Origin of the sequence: Halomonas sp. LES1 (assembly GCF_031846005.1) — a bacterium.
GTDB lineage: Bacteria > Pseudomonadota > Gammaproteobacteria > Pseudomonadales > Halomonadaceae > Halomonas.
The window spans coordinates 1-577 of record NZ_JAVRGC010000029.1; the positions used below are offsets into that span (position 1 = coordinate 1).

The following is a 577-nucleotide window of genomic DNA, read 5'->3' on the forward strand; positions in this document are numbered from 1 at the left end:
ACGCGCCGGCTTGGGAATCTCGCACTCGATCTCGCCGTAGAAGTAGTCACGCGGGATGTTGAGCTGGGTCGGCCCCATCTCGGACATCGCCCGGTCGAAACAGCGTCCGGTGTATTCGGCCATCCGTGCCGGATGGGTCACGTGGCCCTGATACTTGGTGAACTCCTGGAACATCGGCAGCTGGTGGCACTCCTGGAAGCCGCCCAGGCCGATGCCGTTGGTGCCCGCCTCGGGGGTGACGATCACCACCGGGCTGTGTGCCCAGTAGGCCGCCGCAATACCGGTCACACAGTTGGAGATACCGGGACCGTTCTGGCCGATCACCGTGCCGTGGCGGCCCGAAACGCGGGCATAGCCATCGGCCATGTGGGCGGCGCCCTGCTCGTGCACCACCGGCACCAGGCGGATGCCGGCCGGGGCGAAGATGTCCATGGCGTCCATGAACGCCGAGCCCATGATGCCGAACATGTCGGTGACGCCGTTGGCGACCAGGGTCTCCACGAAGGCCTCCGAGGGCGTCATCTTCTGCTTGCCTTCCACGACCTGACGGGTATCTGTGGTGTTCTCTGTGCTCATG

Annotated in this window: 1 protein-coding gene; it reads right to left on the minus strand. The window is 65.3% G+C overall.

The window, feature by feature from the left end; translation table 11 throughout:
• Positions 1-576 (minus strand): thiamine pyrophosphate-binding protein (locus RM463_RS17460; protein WP_311430776.1); only part of this gene is annotated, 576 nt, incomplete at its 3' end.
• Position 577 lies beyond the last annotated feature (1 nt).